This window comes from Paenibacillus sp. QJM3NY_38 (assembly GCF_056173265.1).
Genome location: NZ_CM149665.1, coordinates 5,155,224 through 5,181,348 on the forward strand (window position 1 = coordinate 5,155,224; position 26,125 = coordinate 5,181,348).

27 protein-coding genes are annotated in these 26,125 nt (G+C 51.1%); 9 read left to right on the forward strand and 18 right to left on the reverse strand.

Going from position 1 to position 26,125, the window contains the following annotated elements:
* Window positions 1–20: 20 nt before the first annotated feature.
* The gene (locus AC0VZ8_RS23850; protein ID WP_475484638.1) at window positions 21–1,103 is read right to left on the reverse strand and encodes a tetraprenyl-beta-curcumene synthase family protein; all 1,083 of its coding nucleotides are present in this window, start codon (window positions 1,101–1,103) and stop codon (window positions 21–23) included.
* 243 nt (window positions 1,104–1,346) lie between these two features.
* On the opposite strand from AC0VZ8_RS23850, the gene AC0VZ8_RS23855 reads away from it, so the two are divergent.
* On the forward strand, window positions 1,347–2,537 hold the full coding sequence (locus AC0VZ8_RS23855; RefSeq protein WP_475484639.1) for an MFS transporter: 1,191 nt from the start codon (window positions 1,347–1,349) through the stop codon (window positions 2,535–2,537).
* Window positions 2,538–2,629: 92 nt separating this feature from the next.
* Here the strand turns inward: AC0VZ8_RS23855 and AC0VZ8_RS23860 are convergent, their stop codons facing one another.
* The gene (locus tag AC0VZ8_RS23860) at window positions 2,630–2,827 is read right to left on the reverse strand and encodes a cold shock domain-containing protein (RefSeq protein WP_006211711.1); all 198 of its coding nucleotides are present in this window, start codon (window positions 2,825–2,827) and stop codon (window positions 2,630–2,632) included.
* Window positions 2,828–3,022: 195 nt separating this feature from the next.
* Between AC0VZ8_RS23860 and AC0VZ8_RS23865 the strand changes: the two genes are divergently transcribed.
* The 5 genes from AC0VZ8_RS23865 (at window position 3,023) to AC0VZ8_RS23885 (ending at window position 6,944) form a co-directional block, all read left to right on the forward strand.
* Window positions 3,023–3,256 (forward strand): hypothetical protein, encoded by a 234-nt coding sequence (locus AC0VZ8_RS23865; RefSeq protein ID WP_071223114.1) that lies wholly within the window; start codon window positions 3,023–3,025, stop codon window positions 3,254–3,256.
* A gap of 3 nt (window positions 3,257–3,259) precedes the next feature.
* Complete coding sequence (locus AC0VZ8_RS23870) at window positions 3,260–3,442, forward strand: hypothetical protein (protein WP_071223115.1); 183 nt, start codon at window positions 3,260–3,262, stop codon at window positions 3,440–3,442.
* 202 nt (window positions 3,443–3,644) lie between these two features.
* Window positions 3,645–5,435, forward strand: coding sequence for an oligoendopeptidase F (gene pepF, locus AC0VZ8_RS23875; protein ID WP_071223371.1), 1,791 nt, complete (start codon window positions 3,645–3,647; stop codon window positions 5,433–5,435).
* A 108-nt stretch (window positions 5,436–5,543) separates the two neighbouring features.
* Window positions 5,544–5,870 (forward strand): LapA family protein, encoded by a 327-nt coding sequence (locus tag AC0VZ8_RS23880; RefSeq protein WP_071223116.1) that lies wholly within the window; start codon window positions 5,544–5,546, stop codon window positions 5,868–5,870.
* Between the two features lie 39 nt (window positions 5,871–5,909).
* The gene (locus AC0VZ8_RS23885; protein WP_475484640.1) at window positions 5,910–6,944 is read left to right on the forward strand and encodes a M42 family metallopeptidase; all 1,035 of its coding nucleotides are present in this window, start codon (window positions 5,910–5,912) and stop codon (window positions 6,942–6,944) included.
* 177 nt (window positions 6,945–7,121) lie between these two features.
* Here AC0VZ8_RS23885 and taeA read toward each other — a convergent pair whose 3' ends face one another.
* The 7 genes from taeA to hemE all read right to left on the reverse strand — a co-directional run bounded on the left by taeA (window position 7,122) and on the right by hemE (window position 14,916).
* Complete coding sequence (gene taeA / locus AC0VZ8_RS23890; RefSeq protein WP_260066223.1) at window positions 7,122–9,068, reverse strand: ABC-F type ribosomal protection protein TaeA; 1,947 nt, start codon at window positions 9,066–9,068, stop codon at window positions 7,122–7,124.
* 66 nt (window positions 9,069–9,134) lie between these two features.
* Window positions 9,135–9,941, reverse strand: a complete 807-nt coding sequence (locus AC0VZ8_RS23895; protein ID WP_260066225.1) for a DUF92 domain-containing protein — start codon at window positions 9,939–9,941, stop codon at window positions 9,135–9,137.
* A 36-nt stretch (window positions 9,942–9,977) separates the two neighbouring features.
* Window positions 9,978–10,601 (reverse strand): fumarylacetoacetate hydrolase family protein, encoded by a 624-nt coding sequence (locus AC0VZ8_RS23900; protein WP_260066227.1) that lies wholly within the window; start codon window positions 10,599–10,601, stop codon window positions 9,978–9,980.
* Window positions 10,602–10,605: 4 nt separating this feature from the next.
* Entirely contained in the window at window positions 10,606–11,379 is a 774-nt protein-coding gene (locus tag AC0VZ8_RS23905) for a glycerophosphodiester phosphodiesterase (RefSeq protein WP_475484641.1), read from the reverse strand.
* A 33-nt stretch (window positions 11,380–11,412) separates the two neighbouring features.
* Entirely contained in the window at window positions 11,413–12,738 is a 1,326-nt protein-coding gene (locus tag AC0VZ8_RS23910) for a CapA family protein (protein WP_260066229.1), read from the reverse strand.
* Window positions 12,739–12,880: 142 nt separating this feature from the next.
* Window positions 12,881–13,822, reverse strand: a complete 942-nt coding sequence (gene hemH, locus AC0VZ8_RS23915; protein WP_260066231.1) for a ferrochelatase — start codon at window positions 13,820–13,822, stop codon at window positions 12,881–12,883.
* Window positions 13,823–13,857: 35 nt separating this feature from the next.
* A complete protein-coding gene (gene hemE, locus AC0VZ8_RS23920; RefSeq protein ID WP_071223124.1) occupies window positions 13,858–14,916 on the reverse strand; it encodes a uroporphyrinogen decarboxylase in 1,059 nt (352 codons plus the stop codon).
* A gap of 237 nt (window positions 14,917–15,153) precedes the next feature.
* Between hemE and AC0VZ8_RS23925 the strand changes: the two genes are divergently transcribed.
* Window positions 15,154–16,365, forward strand: a complete 1,212-nt coding sequence (locus tag AC0VZ8_RS23925; protein ID WP_098748046.1) for an MFS transporter — start codon at window positions 15,154–15,156, stop codon at window positions 16,363–16,365.
* A gap of 119 nt (window positions 16,366–16,484) precedes the next feature.
* On the opposite strand, the gene AC0VZ8_RS23930 is transcribed toward AC0VZ8_RS23925, so the two are convergent.
* Entirely contained in the window at window positions 16,485–17,117 is a 633-nt protein-coding gene (locus AC0VZ8_RS23930; protein WP_475484642.1) for an O-methyltransferase, read from the reverse strand.
* Window positions 17,118–17,278: 161 nt separating this feature from the next.
* On the opposite strand from AC0VZ8_RS23930, the gene AC0VZ8_RS23935 reads away from it, so the two are divergent.
* The gene (locus AC0VZ8_RS23935) at window positions 17,279–18,427 is read left to right on the forward strand and encodes a THUMP domain-containing class I SAM-dependent RNA methyltransferase (protein WP_475484643.1); all 1,149 of its coding nucleotides are present in this window, start codon (window positions 17,279–17,281) and stop codon (window positions 18,425–18,427) included.
* Between the two features lie 122 nt (window positions 18,428–18,549).
* Window positions 18,550–20,535 (forward strand): LTA synthase family protein, encoded by a 1,986-nt coding sequence (locus tag AC0VZ8_RS23940; RefSeq protein WP_475484644.1) that lies wholly within the window; start codon window positions 18,550–18,552, stop codon window positions 20,533–20,535.
* A gap of 178 nt (window positions 20,536–20,713) precedes the next feature.
* Here AC0VZ8_RS23940 and AC0VZ8_RS23945 read toward each other — a convergent pair whose 3' ends face one another.
* The 8 genes from AC0VZ8_RS23945 to AC0VZ8_RS23980 form a co-directional block, all read right to left on the reverse strand.
* Window positions 20,714–22,174: a serine hydrolase domain-containing protein gene (locus AC0VZ8_RS23945; RefSeq protein ID WP_475484645.1), complete on the reverse strand. Its 1,461-nt coding sequence runs from the start codon at window positions 22,172–22,174 to the stop codon at window positions 20,714–20,716.
* Window positions 22,171–22,731 (reverse strand): hypothetical protein, encoded by a 561-nt coding sequence (locus AC0VZ8_RS23950; RefSeq protein WP_475484646.1) that lies wholly within the window; start codon window positions 22,729–22,731, stop codon window positions 22,171–22,173. The genes AC0VZ8_RS23945 and AC0VZ8_RS23950 overlap by 4 nt, the downstream gene beginning before the upstream one ends.
* On the reverse strand, window positions 22,731–23,093 hold the full coding sequence (locus AC0VZ8_RS23955) for a PadR family transcriptional regulator (protein WP_194543905.1): 363 nt from the start codon (window positions 23,091–23,093) through the stop codon (window positions 22,731–22,733). Before AC0VZ8_RS23955 ends, AC0VZ8_RS23950 begins: the two co-directional genes overlap by 1 nt.
* 120 nt (window positions 23,094–23,213) lie before the next feature.
* A complete protein-coding gene (locus AC0VZ8_RS23960) occupies window positions 23,214–23,480 on the reverse strand; it encodes a hypothetical protein (protein WP_475484647.1) in 267 nt (88 codons plus the stop codon).
* Window positions 23,481–23,613: 133 nt separating this feature from the next.
* The gene (locus AC0VZ8_RS23965) at window positions 23,614–23,835 is read right to left on the reverse strand and encodes a YuzB family protein (protein WP_071223133.1); all 222 of its coding nucleotides are present in this window, start codon (window positions 23,833–23,835) and stop codon (window positions 23,614–23,616) included.
* A 30-nt stretch (window positions 23,836–23,865) separates the two neighbouring features.
* Window positions 23,866–24,168 carry a heme biosynthesis protein HemY gene (locus AC0VZ8_RS23970; protein ID WP_071223134.1) on the reverse strand — a complete coding sequence of 101 codons (303 nt, stop codon included), beginning with the start codon at window positions 24,166–24,168 and terminating at the stop codon, window positions 23,866–23,868.
* Window positions 24,169–24,272: 104 nt separating this feature from the next.
* The gene (locus AC0VZ8_RS23975; RefSeq protein ID WP_475484648.1) at window positions 24,273–24,548 is read right to left on the reverse strand and encodes a hypothetical protein; all 276 of its coding nucleotides are present in this window, start codon (window positions 24,546–24,548) and stop codon (window positions 24,273–24,275) included.
* Window positions 24,549–24,742: 194 nt separating this feature from the next.
* Entirely contained in the window at window positions 24,743–25,945 is a 1,203-nt protein-coding gene (locus tag AC0VZ8_RS23980; protein WP_475484649.1) for a M14 family metallopeptidase, read from the reverse strand.
* Window positions 25,946–26,125: the final 180 nt, after the last annotated feature.

Consider the following 26,125-nt stretch of genomic DNA (forward strand, 5'->3'; position numbering starts at 1 on the left):
TTTCTTTTCCTCCTTCAATGTCACTCATGCTTATGCTTGCGAATCCATCGGCTGTTGACGTAGAAAAAAATCCGGGTCATCGGACTCTTCTTCATCAAACGCTTGGATACAGAGCGAACCAGTTGCTGCTCGCTGACTTTTGGATCGGATAAATATAACGCCAGTAACCCCTCAATGATCATACGATGAAAAGGGGTCGAGGGAATTGTTCTGACATCCTTCCGGGCCCACTCAACAATGGAAGCTATCCGGTTCAGCATCGTATCGGCATCTTCGTAATAATTACAAAAGTTCAGATCGCCGCCCAGCCTGTCTTCGTCTTGATCAATAAGATAATCCAGCATAATGTGGAGACTGCATACATTCGGAAAATAAGACGCATGAATGGACGAAGCATCCTCGTCATCCAGAAACGGATCGGTTGCAGCCAAGAATAGCATGAACACGCCCAAGGTTGATCCCGTTGCTGCCGCAAACTCGTTCCACCGCAGATGCGGTGTCCGGTGGGCATGCTGGGACCACCATTCAAGCAATGCCGCTTCCCTCTTATCCGGATGGATGTGCTTGTATACCTGCAAATCGGTATACAGCCCAGCCAAATCCCTTATGTAGGGCTTTGCCGCTTCATATCCTGATAATTGACCGATACAATCCCGGCATTTCTGCACAAGACGGAGAAGGTAACCTCCATCCTCCCTTTCGGTCCGGAGGGCGTAATAATCGGCCGGCTCAGTCTCAGGCGAAACGGCATCCAGCATCGACTGATGGAGCTGTCTGAAATCCGCTGGGTCCAGCGAAGTACTACGGTCACATAAATTATCGAGATAATCGCTAATTGTCTGGTAAGCTACAATCAATGGAATGAGGATATGCTTCTCCGGCAGATTGGCTGCGGCATACACCGCGCCGCCCTGGCAGTGAAATCTTTTGGTATCTATACTGGCCAGTGCCTGCTTTCGTAGCTCCTCATCCGGAATTTGCTCAGCCTCCCGGCGCCACATCTCCAATTCGATCCGCACTTCCGGGAGTATGAATTTGTACACCCGGCTCATCAGCCCGACCGGACTGCGCGGAACCTTACGGCTTAGCTCTTGATTATTCAATGAACTCTGCCTCCACATGGTTGTCTTTTTATACCTATCCAAATCAAACCTATTATAATATGATCGTTCATTTTGCACAAATAACACAAATCATTGACGACCTATGGCAGTAAACGCATCTTATAATCCATCTATCTCCAATCTGCGATATGTTATATACTAGTCGGAGCTGAATAACAGACCATGAACCTCACGAATAACGTTATCTACGCCGGGTTCGTGAAAAGAACGGAGATCCCCAGCATGAAACTTCCCGCTACGCCCAGACCGGATCAGAACTGGCTGCGCGCCTTTATGTTTACGATATTTGGCACGACAGCCCTTGTCATTTCCTATTTTCCGCTATATTTCAAAGAAATCGGCTTCAGCAGCGCGCAGATCGGTTATCTGTATGCCATCGGCCCGCTTATATCCATGTTCTCCAATATGATTTGGAGTTACACCAGTGACAAATACCGGACCATCAAACGCATCATGAACATTCTCATTATCGGACAGCTTGTCACGATGCTTGTTTTATGGCAGGTTGCAAGCTTCGGCGTAGTATTAATCACGATCAGTTTATTTTATTTTTTCTACTATCCGGTCTATCCGCTGGCGGATACGATGGCCATCCAAACGGCACAGAGGTACGGACGCAGCTTTACCGTTATTCGCGTATTCGGCTCACTCGGCTACGCGTTCTTCGCGCTTGCCATTGGATATGCCATCAGTGCCGCGGGTGCGTCGGCCACATTAGCTATCGGCATCGGCATCGGCGTGGTCACGCTGCTCTGCTCGTTTCTTCTCCGCGACGGAGTTGCAGCCAAGTCGGAGCCTGTCGAGCTGGCAGCCCTTCTCAAAATATTGCGTTCCAAAGAAATATTGTGGTTCTTCGGCTGCACCTTCTGTCTTGCCATCGCCCACCGGATGAATGAAGCCTTTCTTACGCTTACCTTATCCGAGCTGGGAGCGGGCGAAGGACTCATCGGCTGGTCCTTGATGGTCTCAGCTGCCAGCGAGATCCCGATTTTCTTCCTGCTGAGCAAGTATGGCGACAAGATGAAGGAGCTGCCTCTGCTGACTTTTGCAAGCCTGATGTTCGCGCTCCGTTTCCTGCTCATGGCCCTTGCGGCTGACCCGTTGTCCGTGCTTGCGGTTCAATCGCTTCACAGCATTACCTTTGGCGTGTTCTATGTAACCGCCGTGCGCTATATTACAAGGATCATTCCTTGGCAGTACCGAGCGACCGGCATGGCTCTATTCATTATCTTCTGGTCAAGCGTTTCAGGACTTCTCAGCGGGGCCTTCGGCGGTTTGCTGTTCGAAGCGGCGGGAAGACCGGCCTTCTACCAGCTCGCAGCCCTCCTGGCCTTTATCGCCGGTCTCGGTTTTCTTTACAGGCACCTTTTTGCCAAGCCGGAGGATATGAATGTCGGCGGAATCAGCGCTTGACCCATCGGAATACAAAAAAGCACAGTTCTCTAAACCGAGAACTGTGCTTCATGCCTTGGTAATTCTATAAGATCTCCGTATTGGGAGCTAACTTACAGTTTTGTTACGTTGGCTGCTTGAGGACCACGGTTACCTTCAGTGATGTCGAACTCAACCGCTTGACCTTCTTCCAAACTCTTGAAGCCTTCTTCTTGAATTGCGGAGAAGTGTACGAATACATCCTCGCCACCTTCAACGGAAATGAAGCCGTAACCTTTTTCTGCGTTAAACCATTTAACTGTACCTTTCAAATGAACAACCTCCTAAAAATACCGCCATCTATGGCGAATATCCATATTATATCCCATGTTTTCTGACAATGCAATCCGTCAATTCGCCCTAAGGGGCTTTTTTTGAGCCACTATTTAACAGAAGATTATTTGCTTTTACGCCCGCCTGTGCGTTATCATTTACCCAAAAGCCTAAGTAGCAAACGGAGAATGCATATGATTAAAAAACATGAAATATACAAAAAAGACAAGTGGAACATGATGACGGTTGAAGTTCAGGGCCGGTACATCGTTCTCCGCGAAATTTCTGACCAGTGGGGTGAAGAGACCCATACCTTTCTGAGTCGTCCAGCCTTGATGCACTGGGCTCAAAACCGTTTTCCCAAAGCAGATTTTGAAGGCCGGGAAGATGAGTGGAGAGAAATGATGGCTGCTTTTAAGCAGGTGTAACGAATGGATTATACGAATATTGTCATCTTCATTATTCTCGCGTTCAGTCTCGGTGCCATCATGATCATGTACCGGGATAAGATACCGCCGGGACTGAGGAAGGGGATGGCCCTGATTGCCGTCGCCTTCATCTTGTTTGCCTTTTACCTTATTGTATACAGTTTCTTGAATCTGGGTTCCTCGTAAATTTATAGGATGAAAGTGGCGGGTACGCGGCATACTATCGCTCGGATGCTTCAATTCGAGGAGGTATGATGCCATGAGAGGCGCCAAGGTGCTCTCCATTACGATTGCAATCAGCCTGATCGCTCTATCGACTGCCCGCAACGAAGTCTTATCTGACGGAACCCGGACTCCAACTAATACCTATCATTCAAGGAGGATTTCCATGGAACAATTGTTAAAACGCGCTGATGTCCCTAAAGAGCATCAATGGAAGCTTGAAGATTTATTCGCTGATCAGAAGGCATGGGATGCGAGCTATGCGGAGCTGAAGAATCTTTTGAAACGCACAGCCGATTATCAAGGCAAGTTAACCAACGCGGCTTCCATTAAGGAATGCTTCGAACTTGAGGACGAAATCTCATATCATGCCGAACGTTTATACGTATATGCTCATATGCATCATGATGAGGATACAGCAAACCCTACATATCAGGCGTTATCTGCCAAAGCCAAAAAATTGAATGTCGAAGCTGGAGAAGCCCTCTCCTTCATCACGCCGGAAATTCTGTCCTTGTCCGAAACGGAGCTTGACAAACTGATTGAAGATCCTACCCTCAAGGAATTCAAGTTTACGCTTTCCGAAATGAAACGGGAGAAGGCTCATGTTCTGTCCAAGACCGAAGAAGCGCTGCTCGCTCAGGTCGGCAACCTCTCCTCTGCGCCGCAGACCATTTTCGGCATGCTGAACAATGCGGACATGAAATTCCCGAAAATCAAAAACGAGGACGGCAAGGAAGTCGAGCTCACGCACGGCAACTATATTCAATTCCTGGAGAGTCCGAACCGCGAAGTTCGCGAGCGTGCTTTCAAAGCCGTGTACGAAACCTATGGCAAGCAGAAGAACACGATTGCGGCTACGCTGAATGCCAATGTAAACAAAAATATTTTCTATTCCCGCGTGCGCAAGTACCCTTCCGTTCTGGAAATGGCGCTCTATGGCGATAACATTCCGAAGGAAGTCTATACCAACCTGATCGACACCATTCACGAGAGCCTGCCGCTCCTCCACCGCTACATGGAGCTCCGCAAGAAGCTTCTGGGCGTGGATGAGCTTCACATGTACGATTTGTTCGCACCGCTCGTTGAAGAGTATAAGTGGGATATCACTTACGAAGAAGCGAAGCAAATGACCAAGGAAGGCTTGACGCCGCTTGGCGAAGATTATCTGAGCAGCCTGCAGGCGGGATATGACAACGGCTGGATCGATGTATATGAGAACGAGAACAAACGGACTGGCGCATACAGCTGGGGCGCTTACGGCACCCACCCATATGTGCTGCTGAACCATAAAGATAACCTGAACAGCATGTTTACCCTTGCACACGAGATGGGTCATGCGCTTCACTCTTACTATTCCGACAACGCTCTGAAATACCGTGACGCCCAGTACACCATCTTCCTGGCTGAAGTGGCATCTACCACGAACGAAGCGTTGCTGATGGATTACCTGCTGAAAAACGCCAAGGATCCGAAGCAGAAAATGTACCTGCTCACCTACTATGCCGATCAATTCCGGACCACGGTATTCCGTCAAACGATGTTTGCCGAGTTCGAGAAGATTGTGCACGAACGCGCGGAGGGCGGCGAATCCCTGACTCCTCAGGATCTATCCGACATCTATTATGAGCTGAACGTGAAATATCACGGTAAAGGCATGCAGGTAGATAAGGAGATCGGAATGGAATGGGCGCGAATTCCTCATTTCTACAACAGCTTCTATGTTTACAAATATGCGACCGGCTTCTCGGCTGCGACCAGCTTCTCCAAGCAAATCCTTGAGGAAGGCCAGCCTGCCGTTGACCGTTACCTCGGCTTCCTGAAGAGCGGCGGCAGTGATTACTCCATTAACATTCTCAAGAAGGCCGGCGTGGATATGTCCTCGCCGGAGCCGATTCGTGAAGCGATGAGCGTGTTTGAAGACATCATCAGCCAAATGGAGCAATTGACGAAATAAACAGCCGCTATGGCAGTATGAGCGTATCTCAATTGACCAGTGGAATAAAATCCCTTGCCCTTTACAGGCAAGGGATTTTATACTGTTTGGAGGAAGGAGGTGTTCCCCATGAAAATTCAATGGTCGCTAATCGCAGCCTTATTGTTTGCCCTGATTACGGCTGTATTCGCCGTCATCAATGTCAAACCGGTCGCAGTGAATTTATTATTCGGCACAGTCAATGTACCGCTGATTCTGCTGATTATCGGGTGCTCGCTGATCGGGGGACTCATTGTCGGCACGTTCGGCATTTACCGTCAATATCAAATGCAGAAGGAGATCCGTTCGTTAGCCGAGCAACTTATACATATCCGTGAAGTAACGGGATACACCCCTGAAGTACAAGCTGCGGAAGAGGAAAGCAAGAAAGAACAGAAGGACGCCCCCGCTGAATAGGGAAGGCTGTTCGATTGAACCAAGGAGGCTGAACAATTAATGGCGATACAACCGAATGAAACTTACGTGCTGAACCTGCTAAAAGAACTGCTCGATACACCGAGCCCAACCGGATATACCCATGACATCATGAAGCGGATCGAACAGGAAGCCGCAACGCTTGATGTTTCGCTCGAATGGAATGAAAAAGGCGGCGCCATTCTGTCCGTTCCCGGACAAGACGGCAGCCGTACGGTTGGTCTGAGCGCCCATGTGGACACGCTTGGCGCGATGGTTCGTGCCGTGAAATCAGAGGGCACGCTCCGTCTTACCTCCGTTGGCGGATACATGATGAACAGCATTGAGAATGAATACTGCATCATCCATACCCGCAGCGGCAAGAAATATACGGGCACGATCCTGTCCACGCATCCTTCTGTCCACGTATACAGCGATGCACGCGATTTCAAGCGCCAGGAAGCCCATATGGAGGTCCGGATCGACGAAATGGTGGAGTCGGCCGATGATGTGAAGAAACTCGGCATCGGGGTTGGAGATTTTGTTTCCTTTGATGCCCGTGCGGTCATTACGCCAAGCGGTTACATCAAATCGCGCCATCTGGATGACAAAGCCAGCGTCGCTGCCCTCTTCGGCTTGCTCGAAAGCATGAAGCGGGATAACTGGAAACCTAAACATAATGTGAAGCTTCTCATCTCGAACTATGAAGAAGTGGGACATGGCGCGGCTTACATTCCTGCCGACATCAATGAGATGATTGCGGTCGATATGGGCTGCATCGGCGATGACCTGAGCTGCAAGGAAACCGATGTATCCATCTGCGCGAAGGATTCATCCGGTCCCTATGACTATAACATGACCAGCCGTTTGATCCAGTTGGCCGAAAGCGAAGGCATTGCGTATGCGGTGGATGTCTACCCTCATTACGGCTCTGACGCTTCTGCAGCGCTTTCCGCGGGCAGCAACATCAAGGCCGCGCTGATCGGTCCCGGCGTCCATGCATCCCATGCAATGGAAAGAACGCATAAACAAGCCGTTCTTAACACCGTAAAGCTGCTGGCGGCCTACGTCAGTTGATCATTTTATAAACAACGTCTGTTCGCGTTCTTTCACAAAAAACCATCCTCTCTTTAGAAGATGTTGTTGCTGTATGATCAAAATGGTTCAGCCACGCTGGCCTTATACTAACAAAGGGGCGTCCCGCCAAGGCATTATGCCTGGGGACGCCCCTTTATTTATGGATCGCGTGAATCCTTACGATTTCTTGCTCTGTTCAATCTTCTCCGCGAGCTCGTTCAGATAGGTCCAGCGTTCCATCAGATGCTCCAGTTCACGCTCCGTTTCCTCCTGAGCCTTCATCAGCTCCTGAAGCCTGGCTGCGTCGCTGCCGGCGGTCTCCATCTCGGATTGAATCGAAACGAGCTTGCTCTCGGTATCCTCGATGAGCCCGTCAATCTGCTCAAACTCCCGTTGTTCTTTGTAACTGAATTTCAAGCGCTCACGCGGCGCTTCTTTAGCTGAATCGCTGTCCGTGCCATCGCTGCTCCCCGAAGCAGATTTGGCTATGGATGCTTCCGCCTTGCTCCCGGCAGCTTCACCGCCGTGACGCTGCATCCATTCCGCATATTCGCTGTAAGAGCCCACATGGACACGAATCTGACCGTCGCCCTCAAAGGCCATAATCTTGTCCACGGTTCGATCCAGGAAAAAGCGATCATGGGATACCACGATACAGACGCCCGGGAACTCATCCAAATACTGCTCCAGGACGGACAATGTCTGGATATCCAAATCATTGGTCGGTTCATCAAGCAGCAGCACATTCGGTGCGCTCATCAGCACCCGCAGCAGATACAAGCGGCGCTTCTCGCCTCCGGACAGCTTCGCAATCGGCGTCCACTGCAGCGCGGGCGGGAACAGAAAGCGTTCCAGCATCTGGGCTGCGGTAATCGCCGAACCGTCCGCCGTGCGGACAACCTCGGCCTCATCCTTGATATACTCAATCACGCGCTGACTGCCGTCCATCTCCTGATGCTCCTGCGTGAAATAACCGAGCTTGACCGTCGGTCCGAGCACGACTTCCCCGCCACCCGGCTGAATCCGCCCGGCAATCAGATTGAGCAGTGTGGATTTGCCGCTGCCATTCGGGCCTACGATACCTATCCGATCCTCGGGAACGGCGATATAGGAAAGGTCCTGAATTAACGTTTTGTCGTCGATCTTCATCCGGAGACCTTCAATCTCCAGAATTTTGCGTCCCAAGCGGGTGGAAGCGACCGAAACGTCCAGTTCACCGGAGCTGTGTACCATCTCCTGATCCTTGAGTTTCTCGAAACGTTCAATCCTCGCCTTCTGCTTGGTCGTGCGGGCCTTGGCCCCTCTGCGGATCCAGGCAAGCTCGCTCCGCAGCAAATTTTGGCGCTTTTGCTCGGAAGCGGCTTCACGCTCCTCGCGTTCTGCCTTCAGCTCCAGAAAACGGCTGTAATTCGCCTCATATCGAAACAGCCGTCCGTGATCCAGCTCCAGCATAACATTGGCCACCCGGTCCAGAAAATACCGGTCATGCGTAATCATGAGCAGCGCGCCGCGGCGCTTCTGCAAATACTGCTCCAGCCAGGCAACGGATTCATTGTCAATGTGGTTGGTCGGCTCGTCCAAAATAAGCAAGTCGGAAGGCTGAATCAAGGCGGCGGCTAATGCCACCCGCTTACGCTGGCCGCCCGACAGCGTCCCCATCTTCGCTTCATAATTCCGAATCCCCAGCTTGGACAGGATGGTTTTCGCATCGCTTTCAAGCTGCCATGCCTGCAGCGTATCCAGCGTCTGATTGAGCTTCAGCAGTTTCTGCTGGAGCTCCTCATGACTTGGATGCAGCTCCAGCAGTTCCATCGTTTCAGTGTATTCCCGCACGGCCTTCATCTCCGGAAGATCGCCCTCAAACACCTGCTGCAGGACGGTTTTGTCCGGATCAAACTCCGGATTCTGCGCGAGGTAACGAACCCGGATGCGATTGCCCATCGATATTTTACCGGAGTCGGGCGGTTCGAGCCCCGCGATGACCCGCAGAAATGTGGATTTCCCCGTGCCATTCACGCCGATAATGCCGATTTTATCCTGATCCTCCATTCCGAAGGATGCATCTTGAAACAGAATTTTGTCTCCATAGCTTTTTGTTACCTGTTCGACGGTCAAAATATTCATTGTTATGATCCCTACTTACATCTATAGATTTCGTTGATCGTTTGTTTCATCGGTAAGATGGATACATTATAACGCAATCAGCACGGCAATCCCATAAGCTGCCGCTCCGCCGAGAAGCGAACTGACCAGATTGACTGCATCGTTGGACATCCACGCAGCGCCGCGCGTACGCACGGTATCTTCACCACAATGATGCGACACTTCCACCGATTTGCCGCACACACGGCAGCGATACATCACTTGTAATGTCGCTCCGAGGTACGAATCGGCAAAGGCTCCAACCAGTCCGCCGGCGAGGGCTGCCAGAACATACGGCAACAGCTCTGCATCCATGCCGCTCCATCCGGCAAGCAGCCATCCGCCTGCCCCAATCAGTAAACTCCCTGCCGCTGCTGCCGTGGAGCCGACCCAGGACACGCCGCCGGATTCCCCGGCGGTCAGCACCTTGCCGTTCAGCACGGAACGCGGGGGCTTCCGGCTAAGGCTGCCTAACTCCGTGGCCCAGGTATCCGCCGTTACCGTAGCCATAACGCCTATAAACAGGAATACCCACAGATCGGACGGAATCCATACGTTTAACAGACACAGCACCATGCCGATGCCGCCATTGGCGAAGACCTGGCCCGCATCCCGACGCCCTGTCTTGGCATAGGATTTCTCGAGGTCTGCCTTCCGCTGCTTCCCGTACCGGGATAACAGTGTGGATGTAATGAAAAAAAGAAGCAGGGTTCCGAACCAAAACACGTTCCCTGCTCCGTAATATATGGTACCCATCAGAATAGCGGCTGCGGCTCCGGATTCCGATAGTGATCGTTTCCTGTACGCGGCTCCTGCCACGATTAGGGCACCTGCCGCTCCGATCAGCCAATCCATCTGTGACCCCTCCCATGTGTTAAAGCATATATCCGTTTACCCGATTTCGCAGCGGCCCAGACGGACATCTCCCCAGAACAATTCGAACACGTCGCCGGATTCCGTCGGTCCTACGCCAGCCGGCGTACCCGTGAAGATTAAATCACCTTGGCCAAGGCCATAATGCTCGCCGATGTAATCGATAATACGCTGAAGGGAGAAGATCATATCCTTCACATTCCCGCGCTGTACTTCTTCGCCGTTCTGCCTTACGGTAAAATCGATATCCGCCAGCTTCGCGGTCCCGGGAAACGCAATGGATGGCGTAAGCGGTGCGGAAGATTTAAACGCTTTTGCGGCCGTCCAAGGATGTCCCTTCTCTTTAATGACCGACTGTACGTCACGCAGCGTGAAGTCGATGCCAAGGGCCATCGTTTTTACAAGCTCGTCAACGGTCTTGCCTGGCGCGTAATCCTCCGCGAGCTGTATAACTAGCTCGCCTTCAAAATGAAGACTGCCGCGGTCCATCGGCAGCTTCAGCACGCTGCCATCCAATGGAACGACGGCATGCGAGGGTTTAAGGAAAATCATCGGCTCTTCCGGCACGGCATTGCCAAGCTCCGCCGCATGCAATTGATAATTACGACCTACACAATAAACGTTATTCACTAGGGCACACATAACATTAAAACCTCCATTTTCTTCGCCAGAATGGAACTTTGGGTGCAATTTTATGGATAAAAATCTGCCCCCATGTATCGGGGCGGTTCGTACAGATCATGATGGCGGGATTCATTCGCGCGAGCGATCTCATGCTCTTCGCATCATCCACCGTCCAGGCCATGGGCGTAATGCCGTTCTTCACCAGATCGGACGCAAAGGCCGCATCCAGGTGGGAATAGCCGATCGATAAAAAGGAACATTTCATTTGCTTCAAGCGCGCCAGCAAATTGCGGGGATGCGCATCGATAATAAGTCCGGTTTTTACGTCAGGTTCCAATTCCTTGGCCTTCATCAAGGCTTTCGGCTCAAAAGAAGTTAGCACCACGTCCTGCAGCATCCGGTGGGCATGAATCCGCTCCAGAACGGCTTTTTCCAGGCCGGGATACATGTCTCCGCTCGTTTTAAGTTCGATATTAAGTTTCAATCGTCCTTTGACAAGCTGCAGGACTTCATCCAGTGAAGGAACCTGCTCTCCCCTGAATTGGCGTCCCTTCCATTCTCCGGCGTCCATCCTCCGGATTTGCTGCCAGGTCAGATCCTTCACCTTGCCTTTTCCGGTCGTGGTCCGGTCCACGCTATAGTCATGTATCACGACAGGGACCCCGTCCTGAGTCAATTGCACATCAATTTCCATCCAATGCACGAAGGGCTCATCCATCGCCATCTGAATGGCTGCGCGCGTATTTTCAGGTGCTTTACCGGAGAACCCCCGGTGAGCCACACATAAATTGTTCATGGTGGGACCTCCTTGATGTAAGGATTTAAAGAATTATTCCACTGCCTTGCCAGCGATAACTTTACCATCGAGCGCTATTTTGACGCCGCCGACAGATCGCCTCTCCACCTCTTTCAGCAAAGCCTTAGCTTCTTTGCCTTCGAGAGGAATGACCTGTCCGATCTCCGTACGGTAAGGCGTCAGCTTCAAGTCACAGTCTCCTTGCTTACTGCATGATGCCTGGAATACGGCTGTTTTCCACGTATCCTCATTCGACGATTTGGTAAATATGAAATTACCGGTACTGTAAGCAATCCACTTGCCCTTGTACTGCTCCAATCCCTGCAGCACATGGGGATGCCCACCGATAATCAGGTCGGCTCCACCGTCAATAAACGCACGTGACAGATTAATCTGGTGAACATTTGGCGTTTTATGAAGCTCCTCTCCCCAATGGGCAACCACGACCACCAGATCGGCCTTGGAACGCGCCGCGTTGATCGCTTCAACCGCCTTGGGCAGCACATGGTCATATGCCCCGGCCACCCCCGGCCTGTTCTCCAGCGCGTACCAGGTCGTCTCCGGAAGCACACGGCTGAATCCAAGCAAGGCAACCGTCATGCCCTGAAGCTCGAAATACTGGGCCGCGAAGGCCTCCTTCTCATTCCGTCCTGCTCCCACATAACGGATATCATGATCCTTTAAATGCTTCAAGGTATCCAGAAGTCCTTCTTGTCCTTGATCTAGGATATGATTGTTAGCCAGATTTACGGCCTCTACCCCGGCATCTCGGAGAGCCGGCAATACGTCCGGTGAGGACTTGAATACGAATTTCTTATTGGCGGCGCCAACGCCTCCGGTCGTAACCGGCGTTTCCAGGTTAAGTACGGTCAGATCATCCTCATGGAATGCAGTACCCAGATGCTTGTATGGATAATCGTACCCGTGATTCTTCAGCGCATCCTCCACTTTGCCCGAGAACAAGGTATCCCCGGCAAAATGCATGACCACCCGCTTTGCAAGAGCGGAATCGGCAGGATCATCTGCTGCGCTGCCTTCAGGCTCGGTCATATCGGAATCTGGGGGCTCGCCGGTCTCCATCGTCTCCGTCGTCCTCGGAGGCATCGAATCCGTCCCCTCGCTGTCAGCTGGTTGTCCGGAACCCGGGTTACCCGCCTGCTCCCCTTCCATGCCAAACTCCGGCATACCGGGCGGATAAGCCGTTTGCTGAACAGGATCTTCCTTAAATTTAAAATGATAGACAAGCAAAGCAGCGATCATAAAAATCAGACATAAGTTAAGTATGATCCAAACCTGACCGGTTCGCTGCTTACGGGCCTTTTTCTCGGCCTTGCTTTTCTCTGATCGTGACAGATGCATAGGTCACTCCTTTATTCACTGATAAGCTCGCGTAATAAGTCGCTCCCCCCATTATACCAGCTTCCCTATAAAGAATAGAACCCCCCGTCACCGGGGAGTTCCATATCTAAGCATTCTATTCGAATTTCCGGTAATAACGGATTTACAGACCGATCAAGGTGATCACGGAATCGCTGAGCGCTTCCATGTATAGCGGATCGCTGTTCAAGGAGTCGATGCGCTCAAGCCGCATATCCATTTCCTTGGCAATGCTTTTGGCTTCAATATCCAGATCGTACAGAACCTCAAGATGATCCGAGACAAAACCGACCGGCGCAACCAGCACATCCTCGACCTGCTCTTCTTTATTCAGCGTTTGCAGCGTATCAAGTATGTCCGGACCGAGCCAAGGCTCCGCCGTCCGGCCAGCGCTTTGCCATGTGAACTGCCACTGCTTGACGCCTGCCTGTTCGGCTACGGCTTTGGATGTCTCAAGAAGCTGATCCTGATAAGGATCTCCGATGGACAAGATGCGTTCCGGGAGGCTGTGAGCACTAAACAGCACTCTCACGCTGTCACGGTCAGCCCCTGCTTCCTCGAACTGGTTCAGCTTGGCGGACACCCGGTCCGCAAAGGCCTCGATCAGTTTCGGATGTTTGTGATAGCTTTCCACAAACGAGATCTGAAGTCCCAACTCATCCGCTTTGGCTTGAGCGCGCTTCACGTAGGATCCGATGCTCATCGTGGAGTAATGAGGAGCCAGCACAATGCCGACCGCTTCCTTAATGCCGTCCCGCACCATTTGCTCAACACCATCTTCGATGTATGGAGCAGCGTGCTTCAGTCCCTGATAGCATACAAACTCAAGATCGATCGCGCGAGGATCCGCATTCAATGTATCCTGCAGCGTGCGTACCTGTCGGTCCGTATTCTCCCGGAGTGGAAACACACCTCCCACAATCGCCTCATAGCGGTCAGTAAGCTCCTTAAGCTGCTCCTCCGACGGCTTATTCCCGCGACGGATATGGGTATAATAACTCTCGATTCCTTCCATGCTCTCCGGTGTGCCGTAGGACATAACCAACACGCCAATCTTGTTCTTCATACCATCTCACCTCTGACTAATAAAATATTCAACATTTAAGAGCGTTGTGCACCTGCCTGCAGTGCCTGAGCGGAGTATTCGTGAATATACGATGTCAACTCACGCAGTTTCTCCAGCGAAGCCTCCGGGAATAAACCGTGCCCTAGATTAAACACAAAGCCAGGCTCCTGAATCCCCTGATCGATAATCTCCTTCGCATACTGCTGGATGACCGGCATCGGTCCGGTCAGTATGGTCGGGTCCAGATTGCCCTGAACAGCATACTTATGCTCTAAACGGCGGCGTCCTTCTGCAATGGACACTCTCCAATCGAGACCGATGACATCCGTTCTCAGATCGGTAAGCGTAGGCAGCAGCTCACCTGAGCTCACGCCTGGAAAATAAATTTTCGGAACACTCAGGTCCTGAAGCTCTGCAAAAATACGCTTAATGGTTGGAAGGACATACGTTTGGAAATCCTGTGGAGACAAAGCCCCCACCCAGCTGTCAAACAATTGAAACGCTTTCCCGCCGTTAGCGACGTGGGCGCGCAGATAAGCGATCACCATATCCCCGAGCTTGTCCATCAGCGAGAACCATACCTTCGGCTCACTGTACATGAGCTCTTTCGTGCGAAGATAATTTTTGGATGGTCTGCCTTCGATGAGATAGCTGGCAATCGTGAATGGAGCGCCCGCAAACGTGATTAGCGGCACTTCCAGCTCCTTATCCAGGATCCGGATGGTCTCCAACACATGTCCAAGATCCCCCTCGACATCGATCGGGCGCAGTTTCTCTACATCCGCCGCAGATCGGATCGGATTATCAATCACCGGGCCGATATTTTTCACAATATCGAAGTCTACCCCGATCGAGGCAACGGGATTCATAATATCGGAATATAAAATAGCCGCGTCCACACCAAGCTTCCGTACGGGCATCAAGGTTACCTCTGCCGCCAGCTCCGGTTGACTGCATATTTCCAGTAAGGAGTACTTTTCTTTAATCTTTCGGTACTCCGGGTCGTAGCGTCCCGCTTGACGCATGTACCATACAGGAACGTGGTTCACTTCCTGCTTGCGGCAAGCGCGAATGAATTGATCGTTATAGGTCATGATTAGGCCCCCATCAATGTGTATAAAGTTTCCTAAATTTCATTATGCCCTTTTTAAAAGTAAGTAACAACCGTCTTACATGGACATCCTATGAAAATCGCATGACAATCTTATGACATTGTTAGCATTTGGCACTTTTTAAATATGTTATACTGAAAGAACGGCATTTTTAGGATAGTTCCACAATTCGCCCGGCTATTTCGGGCTCGACAGCTTAGAAAGGAAGTGAAGGGCACATTGACCAATTGGAAAATCAATCTCATTGTGCTTTGGTTCGGACAGTTTTTGGTCAACTCCGGGATGACCATGATCACCCCGTTCCTGACGTTATATCTGGCGCAAGACCTGAATGTCGTGGGAGATCGGGAAATAGGACTATGGGCAGGATTAATATTCGCCGCCAACTTCCTGACATCATTCATTTTTCAACCGATCTGGGGAAAGGTCGCAGACAAATACGGACGCAAAATCATGCTGCTGCGCTCCGGCTTCGGCATGGCGCTGGTCATTGCGTGCATGGGCTTTGCTACTCATCCATGGCATCTGCTGGTTCTGCGGCTGCTGAACGGTACCATATCGGGATTTAACCCTGCGGCGATCTCGCTCGTATCGGGCACAACGCCAAAGAATCGAATGGGATTTGCGATGGGCATCATGCAGTCCGGACAAGTTGCAGGCACAATTCTCGGTCCGTTGATCGGCGGACTCATGGCAAGCTGGGTCGGATTCCGGCCAATCTTCTATATCACGGGCGGATTGATTTTTGCCGCTTCGATGCTTGCCTTGTTCCTCGTCAAGGAAAATTTCAACCGCGAGCAGGCGGCCAAGGCGCCCCAGCCTTCGGTTATTGCCGGGCTCAAGGAGCTGAGCCACATTCCGCAGCTGCCGGCGTTATTCGCCGTCACGTTCCTGCTGCAATTCGCCATGATCAGTCCCATGGCGCTGCTTCCGCTGTACGTTCAGAAACTTCATGGGACCGCGGTGGATATTGCGATATGGGCCGGGTTCGTTGTGGCGGTAACGGGGCTGTCGAACATGATCGCCTCCCCGATTCTCGGCAAGCTCAGCGACAAGGTCGGCGCGCACCGCATCTTGACCTATGCCTTGATCGGTACGGGACTCACGCTGATCCCGCAAGCTTTTGTTCAATCGGTATGGCAGTTGATTATCGTACGGTTCATGATGGGCGTCTTCATGGGCGGTCTGCTGCCAAGCGTCAACGCACTGATTCGCTCTTATACGCCGGACGGCATGGAAAGCCGCTCCTTCGGCTTCAATACAAGCTCGCTCGCGCTTGGCAACATGCTGGGGGCGGTTATCGGCGGATTCTTATCCGGCTTCATCGGCATCGAAGGATTGTTTATTACTTCCGGCTGTCTGCTGATCATCAATATGATGTGGGTGAGAAGAAAACTGTTCTCGCAAAAGCCTTCGCCCAAATATCGTTGATCCCCCGGAGTCTGTCATCTACAGCTGGAGCTTGTCTCCCAATCCAAACAACAAGGGGCTGTCCCGTGGTCTGCATCGACCCGAGGACAGCCCCTTGTTATGATCGGCTTATGGTTTCATCATTTAACGCGTGCCAGGATCAGCCCGTCATAAGCAGGCAGCAGCGTGCTGACCAGCCTCTTGTCCGTCGCAATGACTTCATTAAATCGGCGTACCGCTTGAACCGAAGGACCGTTCTTCTCCGAGTTCAGCGTTCTGCCGCGCAAGAAACAGTTATCCCCGGCAATAAGGGCACCCGGATTCGCTAGCTCCAAAGCATAATCCAAGTATAGGGGATAGTTCTCCTTATCGGCATCAATAAAGAAAAAGTCGAATGTTCGTCCTTCCTGCTTCAACGCTGCCAAACTGTCCGCAGCCGGACCGATCCGGTACTCTACCTGATCCTTGAATCCAGCCTTCTCCAGATGCCTGCCTGCAAGCTCTGCATATTCTTCCTTCAGCTCGAGTGAGGTGAGCTTGCCGTCCGCAGGAAGTCCTCGGCACAGACAGATTCCGCTATAGCCGCCAAGGGCGCCGATTTCGAGAATATTCCTGGCGCCGGCAGTCTGTACCAGCATGGTCAGCAGTCGGCCATATGCCGGTGCCACCGAAACCTCCGGCATCCCCTGCTTGCGGATGGCCTCTATCACAAACTGAAGTTCTTCATCTTCAGGGTATAATTGATTAACATAATCATCAGGGGTGGTAAGCAATGAAGCCGCCTCCTTTATCTTGATAAGATACGCTGTTCCCGTTAAACCTAACGAGAACTATCATATGATAATTGTCTTAGTCAATGCAATCGCCTATACTATATAGATTGAACCGGCGGCGACTATCGCCGTACACATGTTAAATGGAGTTGACATCGTTAATGCCTCGATTACAATTGATCGCGACGGCCCCGATGGGGCTGGAAGCCGTCGTTGCCCGCGAGTTGAAAGAGCTCGGGTATACCGACATGGAAGTAGAAAATGGCAGAGTTACCTTTACAGGTGACCTGATCGATATTTGCCGCTGCAATCTGTGGCTCCGGACGTCGGACCGTATTCTCGTCAAGATGGGTGAGTTTAACGCCTTTACCTTCGATGAGCTCTTTGAAGGAACAAAAGCTCTTCCATGGGAAGATTGGATTCCGGCGGATGGCCAATTTCCTGTGGAAGGACGTTCCCATAAATCGCAGCTTAGCAGCGTTCCCGCCTGTCAGGGCATCGTGAAAAAAGCAATCGTGGAGAAGCTGAAGCTCTCGCACCGTACGGAATGGTTCCCCGAGGACGGCCCCCGATATGTAGTCGAGGTTTCCCTCTTGAAGGATCGAGCCATACTGACCCTTGATACCACAGGACCAGCCCTTCATAAACGCGGCTACCGCAAGCTGGTTACGGAAGCTCCGCTGAAGGAAACCATGGCTTCCGCTCTGCTGCAATTAAGCCGCTGGGGTCCGCATCGTCCGCTGTATGACCCGTGCTGCGGTTCGGGCACCATTCTGATCGAAGCCGCGATGATGGCCTGGAATATTGCGCCCGGCCTGCGCCGCTCGTTCCCGTCCGAGCATTGGGATATTATTGGGGACAACCTCTGGGAGGATGCGCGCGAGGAAGCTTTTGACGCTGTGAAGGACGATATTCCGCTGCATATCGCCGGAAGCGATATCGACCCGAAAGCGATCGAAGTAGCCAAGGCCGCCGCCAAAAGTGCGGGACTTGCCGGCGAAATCGACTTTAGGGTTCTCCCTGCAGCCAAAGCCATCCCTGAGGGCGAATTCGGCTGTATCATCACCAATCCGCCATATGGCGAGCGGTTAAGCGAGAAAGAGGAGGTTGAGCGTCTCATTCGCCAGCTCGGATCCGTAACGCATTCACTTCCGACCTGGTCCTTCTTCGCGCTCAGCCCGACCAAGCAGTTTGAGCATTACTTCGGCCGCAAGGCGGATAAGCGCCGCAAGCTGTTCAATGGCCGGATCGAATGTCAGTATTATCAATACCTGGGCCCCTTGCCGCCGCGTAACAAATCGGCGGAATAACGAAATGACGCTTCTTGCAAACGCCGCCCTTGGGCGGCGTTTTTTGCTCGGTCATCCGGGCCAAGCTATAATAAGAAGACTGCGATTAAAGGATGTTTTTCAAAAAAAAGGAGGATACCCACGTGCTCTCATCCCCATCATGGAGCGATATCCGAAGCCGGGTCTCCAAAGGGCTGCATTACCGCTACACCGCATATTTATTATTCCTTATCCTCATGATGTACAAGCTGATCATGCTTGATCATCATCTCCATATTACCAACATGAAGCTGGATCAGGCAGACTATGTGATCGCTGTCGGCTCGCTCCTGCTGATCTCCTTCTGGACCTTGTGGCTTCCGCCAAGAGGCCGGCTTGCAGCTTTAACTTTATTAAATCTCTTATGGACAGGGATCCTGTACGCGGATTTGATCTATTACCGCTATTTCGATGATTTCATAACCGTGCCGGTCCTTATGCAGGCTGGACAAGTCGGTTCCCTCGGGGATAGCATACGTTCCCTGATACATGCGTACGATCTGTTCTTTTTTATCGATTGGCTTATTATTGTCCCGTTTACTGCCGTGGTGGTATTCCGCAAACGGAGAACCACCTTGGAAACCCATGCACTCCCGGGAGAATATCGCCAGCATCGGCGGAACCGGATCATTCGCCGGTGGGTTACAGGCACGCTCGTGTTCATCCTGGGCATGATCATGACTTTCGTTCCTATCAAGAAAGCGTCCAATACATGGGCCGTAGGCCTTTTTGAAGGCAATTGGTGGAATATTACGCTGTATAATGTGACGGGACTGATCGGCTTTCACGGATATGATATCTACCGTTATGGACGAGATCATCTCGTGGGGCAGCCCAAGCTGGCAGAGGATGAGGTCAACCAGGTCAAGGCATGGTTTGATGCCAAGCGTATGGAGCCGTCCGGTACGGGCGCCTTGTTCGGCAAGTATAAAGGCAGCAATGTCATCATGATTCAGACGGAGGCCTTAATGAATTTTGTCATCGGCCAGTCGATCGAGGGTCAGGAAATTACCCCTAACTTCAACCGATTGATGAAGGACAGTATGTATTTCAGCAATTTCTATCATCAAACCGGTCAAGGGCGAACGTCCGATGCGGATTTTGTCACGCACAGCTCCTTGCTTCCGCTCCCCACAGGTTCCGTATTCACGCGATATGCTGACCGCGAGTACGATACCCTTCCGGAGATTCTGAAAGAACAGGGTTATGGAGCAAACGTATTCCATGCCTATGACAGCAGCTTCTGGAACCGTACCACGATGTACCGGGAAATGAATTACGACCGTTTTTACAGCAAGAAGGATTTTGAAATGAACGATGTGCAGGGATGGTCATTAAGCGACAAAGCGTTCTTCGCGCAATCGCTGGATGAGATGAAAGGCATCAAACAGCCCTTCTATTCCTTCCTCATTACGTTAACGAGCCATCATCCGTATTATGTCCCCAAGGATGCTGCGAAGCTGGATACGGGGGCTTTCGAAGGCTCGATATTCGGAAACTATCTGCAGTCGATCCACTATGTCGACGAAGCATTTGGCCAGTTCGTCGAGCAGATGAAACAACAAGGGTTGTGGGATAACACCATATTGCTTATCTATGGGGATCACGACAATTCGATCAAGGAAAAAGCGGACTATGAGAAATTCCTGGGACGAGACCTGAACGCACTCGACATGGAGCAAATCATGAACCAGGTTCCCCTCCTCATCCGCCTGCCAGACGGAGGGCATGCCGGAGTTTACCCGGAGGCCGCCGGCATGATGAACGTGACACCAAGTATTCTTCATCTTCTCGGTGTATCGGATGAGCCATATTACTGGATCGGCAGCCATCTGTTTGATGATGAACCGCGTCTGATTCCGCTGCGCAGCGGCGCTTTTTCCGATGAGAAGGTGTTCTATCTGCCCACCGAGACGGCCGGGCTTGAAGGTGGAACCTGTTATGATCTGACGACACGTCAGCCAACTGACATCCAGGCATGCCGTGACGGATATGATGAGACACAGAAGCAGCTGCGGATTTCCGATCAAGTGATCACGTATGACCTGCTGAAGTTATTTAAAGCAGAAGGTGAAGTGAATACTCGATAACCGCGCCTAACGTTATAATATTTTAGCCTCTCATCGCTGTTGACTGAGGCTGCTAAACGAAACAAACCAGGCTGATCTCGCTCATCGGCCTGGTTTGTTTTTTGGGGCTAGGCAATGTCCGAACACACACCAAGCTGTATTTATGGGGGGACCATCTTTTTACTGATTGCATTTCATATCAAGCGCGCCGGGTAATCGACTCAAGATGTTTCCTACGGCTGACAAGCGTTCCGTACATCAACACAAGCGCCATCAATGCCAGACTAGCTGCAATCCCCAGCGTCATATAGGCAATGTCCGGTGCAAAGAGTCGTATGGAATTCCAAGGGGAGCTTGTCAGGCGCGTGAAGAGCGGAATGATGCCAGCTGACATCGCAAAGAGAACCAAACTCAGCGGAAGCGTGAGATATAACTTCAAGCTGCGTTTATGCATTCTTAGCAGCATCCATATCATGATAGCGAGCAGAATGATCAAAGTTACCGCCAATCCCCAAATCACCGGATGGATTCCAGCGGAAGGCGGTTTCGGGTCCTGTCCGTCTAATATCCCTCTCAAATCCTTGGAGACCTGAATCAATCTGGCTTCCTCCAGAATGTGGTCCTTGTTGGTTAAAATAACGGCCCCTACGCCCTGTTCAGGGATGAAGAAGATTTCCGCCCGGGCTTCCGGTGTTGATCCGGAGTGCCATACCAGCCTCTCGCCTTGTTCCGTCTCGCTTATCCTCCAGCCAAAACCATAGGCACGATCTGGTCGATGCTGAACTAAAGGTGATAGGAGCAGCTCCTTATATTCGCGACTAAGCAACATGTCATTATCTTGGAGCAAAAATTGGAGATACCGCGCCATATCGTCGATACTCGCCGAGATATAACCATAAGAAGCACCGCTATTGTCATAGGGGACGCTGCTCACTCGCGGATAGCCGAACCAAGATTGATACCCATGTTCAAACCCGGTTTGAACCGCCCGCTCCTTATCTGCTGCAGCCGCACTCATGCCCAGCGGGCCAAACACATGCTGCCCCATATAATCGGCATAAGATTGACCCGACACCTCCTCCAGAACAGCTCCCAGGATCATGTAATTGGCGTTGCTGTATTGATGTTGTTCTCCTGGTGGTCTGCTAAGCTTCGCGTTGGAGAGATCGCTCACAATCTCTTTCAGGGCAGAAATATCCTTCGCACCCACATCGGAATACGCCAAGCCCGTATATGTACTATATCCGCTCGTCTGAGCCAGCAATTGCCTTATCGTTATTGACGACACCTCAGAAGACGCTTCGGCTGCAAACCACGGCAGATAGGTCCCAACGGATTCATCCAAATCGACCTGGCCCGAATCCATAAGCTGGACAATCCCTAACGCCGTCATGGATTTGGAGAGGGATCCGAGTAAAAATGGAGTTTTGGAGCTAACCGTACTGCCCTCTGCTGTAACACCATAACTGTTCGTAAACACTATGTCCCCATCCTGCACGATGGCAACGGAAAGACCCGGAATTTGATATTCCTCCATCGCCGCTTTCATGTAGAGGTTAACTTTATCAGCCATGAGTTCTTCCGCTTCAACAACGTTCCCCCATGTCGGAAGCACGAAAGCCAGTACGATTAATACGACATACGTCCACTTCTTTCTCATAATACGTTTCCTCCTTCTTTAAAAGGGAGGAGATCTCTATGTTTTCTTCTTTTACCGAAGACATGGGCCAGAATTGTAACGAGCGCCGAAATCGAAAGGCTGAATACGATCAACATCATATTCCACCACGTCTGATCGGATATACGGTACAGCAGATTGAAGCCGGTTATCTCATACCCCTTCACCCATGCCGTCGTTAATGCGAAGGAAAAGAACAGCTGACATATGATATAGACGGCCGCAAAAACCAGCGGATATTTCAGAAAGTCCCATACACCCAGCCGCCCGCTGCGCTGTCCCGGTGGTTCTTCAGGAACAGACTCGAGGTCCATGGCGTCTTGCACTCTAACCAAACCCTGCACCTCTGCATAATCCCTGACATACGTATCGGGAGAGCCCAGATCTTCAAGACCATACTCCCCGTGCTCCCGGCTTGCCTCCAGATGTTCCCGGATCTGTTCGACAACGGCTTCCACCTGGTTTGACGTCATTTCGTACCGTATCAACTCGCAGCGAACGTCCGCAATAAATTGTTCTTCTTCATAGGATAATGTCATTATCTCTGGCTCTCCTGTTCCACGCCATCTGCCATTCGCTGCACATTCGATGAAAGCAATGATCGAATATCCTGCTGCAGCTCCTGCCACTCCTGGATTTTCTTATCCAGAAACAAATCCCCGCTTGGCGTTATTTCGTAATATACTCTGGCTTTGCCGCTCTCGCTAAGCTCCCTCGTATCCGTCACCCAACCCTGATCTTTCAGCTTGGACAGGATGGGATAGATGCTTCCTACTCCCTTCAATTTCAGTCGGTGTTTCTCCAGCTCCTTCATGATCTCGTAACCATAACTCTTGCCATGACTCAGAATGGCCAATACGCACATCTCCAAATGTCCTTTTATTAAACTTGTTCTATCCATGACAACAATTTAACAGAATTATATATCGGAATCAAGTATATAATTCAAATGCGTATATAAATTAAAAAAAGCCCGTTCATTAGCTCGAAAGCTATTGAACGGACTGCACAGGATCCTAAACTACTTTTTAGCTGAACGAAGCTTGGACAGACGTTCCTTCTCTTCGCCTAACAACTCTTCCGCCAATTCCACGGCGTTTGGGTTCCCCTGCTCCATCACTTGGGCGACCGCTTGCTCCGTATGGGATAACGAATTCTCCGCTTGCTGAATCAGCTGTTCCGTCGGGTGGGACATTGCCGAGGATACGGCACGGTGCAGCTTCTCCACGGAATCTAGCGCACTGTTGCTGGGACTGTTGGAATGAAGACTGGAATCGTGACTGTTCATGACGGATGCTCCCTTCTAAAGTTGTTGTTCCTGCTGCCCTCTTAGCATGGATGGCTGAGCCAGGAACTATACCCGAAGAATGGGAATTTTCCGCGAAACTTCGATTCTGAAGTAACAAACAGCCAGTTGTTTGTTATTTCACAAACGGCAGCGCCTTTGCCAGCACTTCATCCTCTGTAGGCGCGCTGACATAACGGCCATTGATATACATGAAGGCGCGTTTGCCGCAAGGACCGCAATAGGATTTGCAGCCGATCTTAATGTCGGCATCCGGTACCATTTTCTTAATTTTCGGGATTATTGTCTTTAACTTCGTATGTCTGCACTTCTCGCAGACGCGAATATCATTAGCCATTGTACATTACCTTCTTTATTCTGAAGTAACCTAGTGGTCGCCGTGATTGCCCTGGGACGGATTCGTAATCACAAAGCCTTCCTGAGGAAAATAAAGATAGTCGATTTTGACGCCGTCCAGGAAAGGTTGTCCCGCTTCCAAAATGACGTCGATCTCTTTATCTGTGGATACGACGACATCATTTTCCTTCGGCGTATCCAGATCCAGACCGTAGTGGGCATGATCGCCATGCGCATGGGTTACCAGTACGCGAATTTTCTTGTCCTTGTTCTCTTCCTTGTCCAGCTCTCTCTTTAACACCTTAGCGGCATTACGGGTTATTTTACATTTCACGTATATTCATCTCCTCACGGATGTTTCATTCAATATGTTATTGTAGACCCCTGCCGGTTTTTTCGCAAGGGTCCTGTCCGTATATTTACGTCCGAAAAGCTCGTTTACCGTACGCGCTTGGCGGGGCTTTGATCTTCACCGAGCACACCTGGATATTTCCGCTCGACGCGGGATACGAACCAATTCATCAGCAGCATCGTGACTCCGATATCGTCGATCGGCAGCAAAGGCATAAAGTCCGGCAGCACCCAGTACAGCACAACCGGAACCAGAAATAACAGCTTGTCCCCGAGTGAAACCCGGGAAGAGGTTAAATAACCGAATATCCGCTGGAATACGTGCGACCAGCGCCGAAGCGACCATAATCTTCTCCACTTCATGTTGTTCCCTCCATTCCAGGCAGCATGTCTATATATTACCCAATTAACAAATCTCTAAGAAATCCCGGCAACACGTATTCCGGGGACGGCAGCAAAAAGCATGAAAAGAGGCCGCTGCCTTGTGATCCATAAAAGCAGCGGCCGACATCTTCTATTATTATACGTGGAATAGAAGCTTTTCGTTTCAAACTATGCTATTCCAAAGACATAAACGCAGCTAGAATGGATCCCACCTCGACGCACAGATCCTCGAAATCCTCAAGCGGCAGCGGATTCACCCCATAACCAATCTCCACGGTAAAGCCCGGTTTTCGGTAATGCTGAATGAACCAATCCTTGTATCCCGCATCACTGCCCTGCAGCTTCACTGGCCTGTAACCGCCCGCCTGACCTAATCTTCTGGCCATATCCTCACTTTCCGGAGGCTCATAGTCCCTGTAATTCCAATAGATTTCCCGCCCTTGGCTGTGAAGGGAAATGGCCCGTTCCGGAGATATCGATAGTGTATGCTGATAGACAGCTTCGGCTTCCGGCTCACTTAGCGGCTTAGTCCCCGCATAATCCTGCGGGGATGGACAGATTTTCCCCCTTCGCGCAACTTCCTCATGCCAATGTGCAGGGAACTGGTCACCCAAATCCACGCCGTTTATATTAGCCTTCCAGCGCCGAAAATCCTCGCGTCCGCCATTCCACTCGAGCAGACGTTCATAATAGGGATGCGAAGGAGTGACTCCTTCTTGTACGAGCTCTACCCCGTCCGGGTTTGCCATCGGCACAACCCATAATGTATAGTTCCGGTACCAGGCATCCGGCTCCTGAAAATAAACCGGTGACTCTTGCGATAATGCCCTGCCGTACTCCTCCATGAATCTCATCAGACACGGGGTTGTGATCCATTCATTGGCATGGAGTGCTGCATTAATATGCAGGTTCTTAGGGCCTTTACCGATTTTGGCCGCATATAGCGGTTTGCCGAGCACGCTTCGGCCGATGACACTCCACTCGATAACAGGGTAACGCAGCTGCATCTCTTGTATATCGCGTTCCAGATCCCCCGGTCCGTATTCGCCGGTTAATCGTATCATACGCCTAGGCGTGGTGCCCGGCAGAACGATCGTTTTCCCCTGCGGCAGATGATGAGCCGATAATCCGGGATTCAGTTCTTCCAAGGCTTCCTTCCGAAACCGGAACGTATTGGCAATACTATCAAAGGTATCATGTTCCTGGATGACATACCTTCGGCGCAGCGATGCAGGAAGATAGAGCATTTGCCCCTGCTGGAGATACGGCTGCTGTGCCGCCCATGGATTCGCCGTAATCAGCTGTTCATACGCCAGACTATATCTGGCAGCCACGCGTCTTAGCGTATCGCCTTTCTGTACGACATATTGCTGCATAATGGATTCCTTTCCGCGGCAAAGCCGCTTCAATTAGCGTCCATTCCATGTATATGAGCAGCCGGTTGTCCAACATGTATGATGCAAAAGATCGAAAACCGCGCCATATCCCGCTCCTTTTCTAAACTTGGCACTGAAAATAATAAAGGCAGGACAAGGTCTTATCCCTTGTCCTGCCTG

What these genes read in the sequence shown, in the direction of transcription:
- AC0VZ8_RS23980 (WP_475484649.1), bottom strand. Translation starts at nt 25,945, where the DNA reads ATGCAGCAATATGTCGTACAGAAAGGCGATACGCTAAGACGCGTGGCT.
- AC0VZ8_RS23960 (WP_475484647.1), bottom strand. Translation starts at nt 23,480, where the DNA reads ATGAACAGTCACGATTCCAGTCTTCATTCCAACAGTCCCAGCAACAGT.
- hemH (WP_260066231.1), bottom strand. Translation starts at nt 13,822, where the DNA reads ATGAAGAACAAGATTGGCGTGTTGGTTATGTCCTACGGCACACCGGAG.
- AC0VZ8_RS23870 (WP_071223115.1), top strand. Translation starts at nt 3,260, where the DNA reads ATGGATTATACGAATATTGTCATCTTCATTATTCTCGCGTTCAGTCTC.
- AC0VZ8_RS23955 (WP_194543905.1), bottom strand. Translation starts at nt 23,093, where the DNA reads ATGGATAGAACAAGTTTAATAAAAGGACATTTGGAGATGTGCGTATTG.
- AC0VZ8_RS23975 (WP_475484648.1), bottom strand. Translation starts at nt 24,548, where the DNA reads ATGAAGTGGAGAAGATTATGGTCGCTTCGGCGCTGGTCGCACGTATTC.
- hemE (WP_071223124.1), bottom strand. Translation starts at nt 14,916, where the DNA reads ATGACCTATAACGATCAATTCATTCGCGCTTGCCGCAAGCAGGAAGTG.
- AC0VZ8_RS23965 (WP_071223133.1), bottom strand. Translation starts at nt 23,835, where the DNA reads ATGGCTAATGATATTCGCGTCTGCGAGAAGTGCAGACATACGAAGTTA.
- AC0VZ8_RS23945 (WP_475484645.1), bottom strand. Translation starts at nt 22,174, where the DNA reads ATGAGAAAGAAGTGGACGTATGTCGTATTAATCGTACTGGCTTTCGTG.
- AC0VZ8_RS23865 (WP_071223114.1), top strand. Translation starts at nt 3,023, where the DNA reads ATGATTAAAAAACATGAAATATACAAAAAAGACAAGTGGAACATGATG.
- AC0VZ8_RS23905 (WP_475484641.1), bottom strand. Translation starts at nt 11,379, where the DNA reads ATGAACAATTTATGTGTGGCTCACCGGGGGTTCTCCGGTAAAGCACCT.
- AC0VZ8_RS23880 (WP_071223116.1), top strand. Translation starts at nt 5,544, where the DNA reads ATGAAAATTCAATGGTCGCTAATCGCAGCCTTATTGTTTGCCCTGATT.
- AC0VZ8_RS23910 (WP_260066229.1), bottom strand. Translation starts at nt 12,738, where the DNA reads ATGCATCTGTCACGATCAGAGAAAAGCAAGGCCGAGAAAAAGGCCCGT.
- AC0VZ8_RS23935 (WP_475484643.1), top strand. Translation starts at nt 17,279, where the DNA reads ATGCCTCGATTACAATTGATCGCGACGGCCCCGATGGGGCTGGAAGCC.
- AC0VZ8_RS23950 (WP_475484646.1), bottom strand. Translation starts at nt 22,731, where the DNA reads ATGACATTATCCTATGAAGAAGAACAATTTATTGCGGACGTTCGCTGC.
- AC0VZ8_RS23900 (WP_260066227.1), bottom strand. Translation starts at nt 10,601, where the DNA reads ATGTGTGCCCTAGTGAATAACGTTTATTGTGTAGGTCGTAATTATCAA.
- taeA (WP_260066223.1), bottom strand. Translation starts at nt 9,068, where the DNA reads ATGAATATTTTGACCGTCGAACAGGTAACAAAAAGCTATGGAGACAAA.
- AC0VZ8_RS23885 (WP_475484640.1), top strand. Translation starts at nt 5,910, where the DNA reads ATGGCGATACAACCGAATGAAACTTACGTGCTGAACCTGCTAAAAGAA.
- AC0VZ8_RS23895 (WP_260066225.1), bottom strand. Translation starts at nt 9,941, where the DNA reads ATGGATTGGCTGATCGGAGCGGCAGGTGCCCTAATCGTGGCAGGAGCC.
- pepF (WP_071223371.1), top strand. Translation starts at nt 3,645, where the DNA reads ATGGAACAATTGTTAAAACGCGCTGATGTCCCTAAAGAGCATCAATGG.
- AC0VZ8_RS23855 (WP_475484639.1), top strand. Translation starts at nt 1,347, where the DNA reads ATGAAACTTCCCGCTACGCCCAGACCGGATCAGAACTGGCTGCGCGCC.